This is a genomic window from Lutibacter oceani, from assembly GCF_003384935.1.
Lineage (GTDB): Bacteria > Bacteroidota > Bacteroidia > Flavobacteriales > Flavobacteriaceae > Lutibacter > Lutibacter oceani.
The window spans coordinates 1-6,105 of record NZ_QTTQ01000015.1; the positions used below are offsets into that span (position 1 = coordinate 1).

At 25.9% G+C, this 6,105-nt stretch carries 7 protein-coding genes; all 7 read right to left on the minus strand.

Annotated features, from left to right (window positions below; all coding sequences use genetic code 11):
• Positions 1–246: 246 nt before the first annotated feature.
• Entirely contained in the window at positions 247–1,209 is a 963-nt protein-coding gene (locus tag BX611_RS14860) for a hypothetical protein (RefSeq protein ID WP_115882811.1), read from the minus strand.
• A 158-nt stretch (positions 1,210–1,367) separates the two neighbouring features.
• Positions 1,368–1,739, minus strand: coding sequence for a hypothetical protein (locus BX611_RS14865; protein ID WP_147296434.1), 372 nt, complete (start codon positions 1,737–1,739; stop codon positions 1,368–1,370).
• Positions 1,740–1,901: 162 nt separating this feature from the next.
• Positions 1,902–2,978 carry a DGQHR domain-containing protein gene (locus BX611_RS14870; RefSeq protein WP_115882815.1) on the minus strand — a complete coding sequence of 359 codons (1,077 nt, stop codon included), beginning with the start codon at positions 2,976–2,978 and terminating at the stop codon, positions 1,902–1,904.
• Positions 2,975–3,571: a hypothetical protein gene (locus BX611_RS14875; RefSeq protein WP_115882817.1), complete on the minus strand. Its 597-nt coding sequence runs from the start codon at positions 3,569–3,571 to the stop codon at positions 2,975–2,977. Before BX611_RS14875 ends, BX611_RS14870 begins: the two co-directional genes overlap by 4 nt.
• A gap of 165 nt (positions 3,572–3,736) precedes the next feature.
• Entirely contained in the window at positions 3,737–4,387 is a 651-nt protein-coding gene (locus tag BX611_RS14880) for a RipA family octameric membrane protein (RefSeq protein WP_147296435.1), read from the minus strand.
• Between the two features lie 145 nt (positions 4,388–4,532).
• Positions 4,533–5,213 (minus strand): hypothetical protein, encoded by a 681-nt coding sequence (locus tag BX611_RS14885; RefSeq protein ID WP_115882821.1) that lies wholly within the window; start codon positions 5,211–5,213, stop codon positions 4,533–4,535.
• Positions 5,214–5,355: 142 nt separating this feature from the next.
• Positions 5,356–6,105: AbiU2 domain-containing protein (locus tag BX611_RS15100; RefSeq protein ID WP_181897256.1), on the minus strand; the 750-nt coding region annotated here is incomplete at its 5' end.

The window sequence follows — 6,105 nt, forward strand, 5'->3', positions numbered from 1 at the left end:
TTATAGGTTTTTTTTCGGCTGGGTTGTTTTTGTTCTTTCATCTTTATTTGTAATAAGTTGTCTAATTTTTAGTCAACCTATTTCAGGAAAGTACATTTATTTTGCTTGTGCCTAACGGTTTAGAATAACCAAAGTTGTGTTTTGGTTTTGCAATTTTTCGTTTTGTAAAATTAATAAAATTAGAATTAAGAAACATTCTATTTTACTAAATGCAACAATTTTGGTTATGCATTGTTAGCTGTAGTATTATGAGCTCATTTCAATATCTGATTCGATATTATCAATTTTCTGGTTAATTAATCTTAATTCATACTCTAAAATCAATTCAGGAAAGATAATATCGTTCTTGTTGTATTTATTGAAGCTATTACCCATATTTAAAGAATCTTCTTTAATGAATTTTTCAAAATCAAGTTTACTTTTCTCTAAATTAGATTTCTGTTCTTTAGAAATAAGATTTTTCTCAATTTTATCATATAATTTTGATAATACTTTTTTTCTTAATTTAATCTGATTAGAATAGTACTCTTCAATATTTTCGCAAGAATTAGGTTCCTTTGACATCCATATAATCTGAAGTTTTTCGTTAATAATCTGGTGAAAGAGAAAAGTATCAAATAAGTATTCTCTCAATTTTTCTTTTTCTAATTCTAATTTAAATTTGGTAGATAATATATCGTGACAAATTATATTACGAATTTCATAAACTTCTTTCAAATTCCTAAATATTCTGTCTTTATCGATAGTTATTTTTTCATCAAATGTGATATCTAAATCAAAATCTTCAATTATTATTTTTTCAGTTTTTTTAGAATCTTTGAAAAAATCAATTTCAGTGATATTAGTAATAGTCTTATATATATTTTCTATAGACGAATACTTTAATGAATAAGCAATTAAATCTCCTAATGTAAAATTTGATTTGGATAAATTTAAAATATCTTCAATTTCAATTTTCTGATTATTTCTTTTTAAAATTGATTTAATATTTAATAAATATTTTTCATCGAAATCTATCAAGCTAGCAAAAGTTTCTTTAAAAAAACTTTCATTTGCTGAAACAATATTAACAGGAATAGTTTGTAAAAAAGAAATGTCATTATTATTTTCTATCTGCTCTATTAAATCATAAATTAATGAAGTTACATTTGATTTTTGAGAGTATTTAATTCTCTCTTTAGATTTCCTTATTTTTTCAGATAATATCATTTTTCTTATTACAGCTAACGGATTTTTATAAGATTTGTGCGACTGGAAAATCGGAGATTTTTCGGACGAGGCAAATCGTTAGTTGAATGTTTGTCGTTTGTACTAGTTCAAATTTAAGCATAAATTTTATGAGTTGTTGTAAGTAGTTAATCATTCTACTACTTTCTTAATCTGTTCATTTTTTCAATTTCTTTCTCAATTATCGGTTTAAAATAATTCCTTTCTGTTTCGGTTAAATTATCTATTACTCCGGCTCTACCAAAAAAACTTATTTTCTCATTTTGTTTATGAACCAATACAATTATCGGAAGTCCTTTGGACAAATTGATGAAATCGAGATTATTCTCATATCCGTGTAATAATTTTTCTCCGTTAATGAAATAGTCAAATTTAATATCTTTCACATAATATTCATCGAAAGGATATGAAGTTCTTTTCTCCGATGTTATTATTCCTTGTACCTCATAAAATTCATTCTCATCATATTCCTCGTAACTTTTTTTCTCATTACAGGAAATCAACGAAATCAATAGAATGATTAAAATTATCTTTTTCATTTATTTTTTTATCGAATTACTTACAACGGGCTTTTATAAGATTTGTGCGGTTTAAAAATACGATATTTTTCAGCCGTAGCAAATTGTTTGTTTAATATTTTAAATTTTCTATTAGTTCGAATTATAGCATAAATTTTATGAGTTGTTGTATGCAGTTAGTACAGATTCTATAATCATTTTACTCAATCTATTTTGTTGTTGTGCGTTGGAAGGAAAATCTTTACTCGTTAACTCTAAATCATTTTGATTCAAATAATTATTAAAATGTGAAAAGCACTTTTTGAAATGGTTATATGATAAATCATTGTACTTGTCCCCTAAATCATAAAGTGAATTAAATGAATTTATAACAGCAACATATCCTGTTGTTTTCCAAAGAATATTATCGATTGGAGATTCCCAATATTGAGGAAATGTATCTTTTAATGCGTTAAAAACATTTAAGAGAATTTTTAATATTACTTTATCCTCTCCGTTTAAAAAATACTCTCTTAATGGTAATGTTTTATTCTCTAATAATACTTCATTTCTTTTTGAAAGTCTATAATCTAAATCTGGGTCTTTAGATATTAAATTAACCAAGTGTTTAACAAATGTTCCTTGAGAAAGAGTTGCAAACTCTTGATCTTCCTCCTTTTTTCCTAACATTTTTAATCTGTTATAAAAAGGAGATTCTGGGTTTTTGTTTAATGCTCTTGCAATTTCGTGTGCAGTTTTTTGCGGACTTCTATGTTTTGATAAAGCAAATAAGTCATAAATTAGACTCATACTCACTTTAGTTTGTTTGCTATTTATAATAGAAAAAACATAAGCTTTTTCTTCTTCAGTTAGATTAAACATAAGAATAATTGGTAATTCAAACCTGTCGCTAAAGCTAGATTTTAGAATACCTTTTAATCGGTGTTGCCCATCAATAACTTCTCCAATTTTTTTATTAGATTCTAAAGGGATTTCAAATTGATTATTTACTAAACGAATGTTTGCATCTTCATAGACACTAATTATTATTGGAGTTGGGAAAGTAGCGTCAGGATCAGAGCAATAGTTTGATATTTCATTAATTCTCCTGCTAGATTCATCTCTTTGAATTGCACTAGGACTTGCAGAGCGAGGAGTTACATTTACTATTTTACCTAAATCAATAGCTCTCATTTTACTAAAGTAAAAGCTACCAATTGGTTGATTTATTTCTATATATGGAGCTACTATCATATTTTGTTACCTTTAGAATCAGTTTTAATATCTTCTGATTTATCATTTAAACTATCAACTTTCTCGTCATCTAAATTAGAATAATTATCGTCAAATATTTTGTATTTATCGTAGTTGTTTTCTAATCGGATTACACTAAATGAATAAATTGCAATAAATATAGAAATGACTAAAAAGAAAAATTGCCACCAATCAATACCATAAGACAATTCTTTTAACGATTCAAAGTTACTTTTCACTGAAGAACTTGAATAAAACACTCCTGCGAAATAAAGAGTGAAAATCGAAATAATGATTGTAATTATCTTAATTGATTTAAATTTTGTTGGGTGATTCTCAATTAAATTTACAAATAGAGGACCAAGTACAGAAGCTAATAATGCTATCGAGTAAGTATAAAAACTTCCATTAACACTATCTAGAAATAATGATTGTGAAAATGTTAAGTCTCCATTTATAACTCGAATAATAAAATTAGAAAAGACACCTATTTGACCTGCTAATACAGTAAATAAAAACCAAGTAAAGAAAATTAGTTTATATTCTCGAATTACGATTAATGGTTTATATGATAATTGTAAGATATTTTTCATTTTAGTTCAATTTTTTTTCATAATTGCATACAACGGTTTTGTATTATGATTTGTGCGACTGAAAAATCGGAGATTTTTCCGCCAGAACAAATTTTTGTTGAATGTTTGTCGGTTTGTACTAAATCCGATTTGAGCATAAATTATATACATTGTTGGCAGTAGTGTTTACTTTTCAGTTGTTTCATTTTCAGTTTCCTCTTTTTCAAATTTATGATAAACATCTCCGTTTTTTAGAAAAATAATAAAATATCCAACTAGAACTAAATGAATTGAAATTACTCCAACTGTAAACCAATTAATTGATGAATTTTCAGAGCAAAAGTCAAACTTTAATTTATTTGTCTCAAATAGGTTGATAATTTCCTTAATCCATAAAATAGTCCATAATAATACCGAAAGGTCGCCTAAAAGCATTGTCAGTTTTGATACTGAAAATCTGTAGGGTTTAGTCAGTTTAGATTTCGAGTTTTTATTTACAAGATTTTGTGTGTTATTTTTGAATAGGTCAAATCCTAATTCATTTTCATACAGAACTGCAATAGTTTCCCAATGTTCTTGCCAATATTTACTTCCTCGTGTGCTTAATGAAAAAATTATATTAAATAGTAAGCCAATTAAAGGAATTATTAATTGATATTCTTTTAAGTCAGCTTTGAAGTAACCTGCATAAACTAATGCAATTGTTCCCCAAAAAAACAAAGTGCGTTTCCAAAAATTTTCAATCTCAAATTTTCTTAATTCAAGAACTTTATCATAAAGGTCTATTTTATAATCTTTTTTTATTCTTTCGTATGTTTTGGATAATTCGTTTTTCACGGTCATTTTTTACATTACTGCCAACGGGCTAGTATAAGATTTGTGCGACTGAGAAATCGGAGATTTTTCGGTTGTAGCAAATCGGTTTGTTAGAATGTTTGTCGTTAATATTTAGTTTAAAAGTAAGCATAAATTTTATACATTGTTACAACACGTTTTTTATTTCGTTTATCTTTTCTCCTTGTTCAATTAATTTGTCTGAATAATCTTTATTCTCATTAATGTTGAATATTTCAAATTCTACGTGTTTATAAAAGTACTTATTCAAATTTGTTTTAATATGCTTTTTATCTAAATCAATCTGTTTATATAATTCAATTCCAATAACGAAATAAGGTTCTTGATACTCCTCAACATTTACAAATAAAGCTACAAAGACATTTTTAATCGGAACAATATTCAAATCTGTTTTCTGTATTGCTTTAATAATGTTCTTTTTATCGGATTTATTAACTTTAGAAAATATGTTGTGAATAATCTGAATATTTACTTCTCCTTTTTCGAGATGTTCTTGAGTTAAATTTGTCAAAATATCTTTTGTTACATCAATTCCTCCATTTTTATTGACTTTATATGCATCATATGTTAAAAATGGTCCTTTAAATATAAACCAAGGTCCAAATATGAAATTTAATCGATTATATTTTTTCTTGAATTTTTCAATATTCTCTTCTCGTTTTATAAATATCGCAGGTGAAAATCGTAATAATGATATTAATCCTAATCCAATTCTGTAATTGAATAATATGAACTTTGCTCCAGAATCAACATCTTTCTTTAGACTATCTAAATCATTGTTTTTTATGTTCTGAAGTTTGTAAATCATATGTGTTGTAACGGGTTTGTACAAGCTTTAGTTGCGTGTTTAAGCTATAAATTTAGTAAATAATTACTGACCTAGAAAATCCGTGAGGATTTTCGTAAGTGTGCTAAAACCCAGCAATTAAGTTTGTACGTTGTTGGCAGCTTTACTTTTTTATATTTGAATTTTCGATAAACCCATTAACTATTTTATTTATTCTCTCCTCTTTTTCTTTTGCTAAAATCGATAATATTTTAAATTTATCATTTATTGAATGTAATGGTCGAATTTCAGCGTGTGTATCTAATAAATCTGAAAAGACTGTTTTAATAATCGATTTTAATAAATCAAGTAATTCTTTAATCTCATTAAATGTTAAATCCGAGTTGGAATATTGTTCTTTGTCTCTGTCTGTATGGCTATATATTTTATTTCGAAGATTTATTATTTCAACTATAGTTTTTTCTTTTTTATCAAGTAGAATTTCCCAATTCTCAATTTTATTATCATCTAATCCAAGTTCTCCGAAGTATTGATTTTTCTTTAATTTTCGTAAAAATTTAAAAATATTAAAACTTTGATTATTTGAATCTGTTGTCAGTTTAGCAAGTTCGATAATTAAGTTTCTCCAATAAATGTGTCTTGTAAAATCAACGAAAAAAGATTTATTGGCGAAATTCTGTTCACTTTCAGTTCTTGGTGAATATAAATACGAAGAATATTCATAACATTGTAATGCCATTGTCAAAATATTCCAAATAGAGTTTAGTTCTTTTTTTAACTCGTTAGAAAGATTGTTCTTTTTCATATCGTATTGCTGCCAACGGTTTTGTATAACTAAAGTTGTGATTTGTTTTTTGCAATTTTTGTTTGATAAATTTAGTAAAATAAATATTAAGAAACATTCTATTTTAGA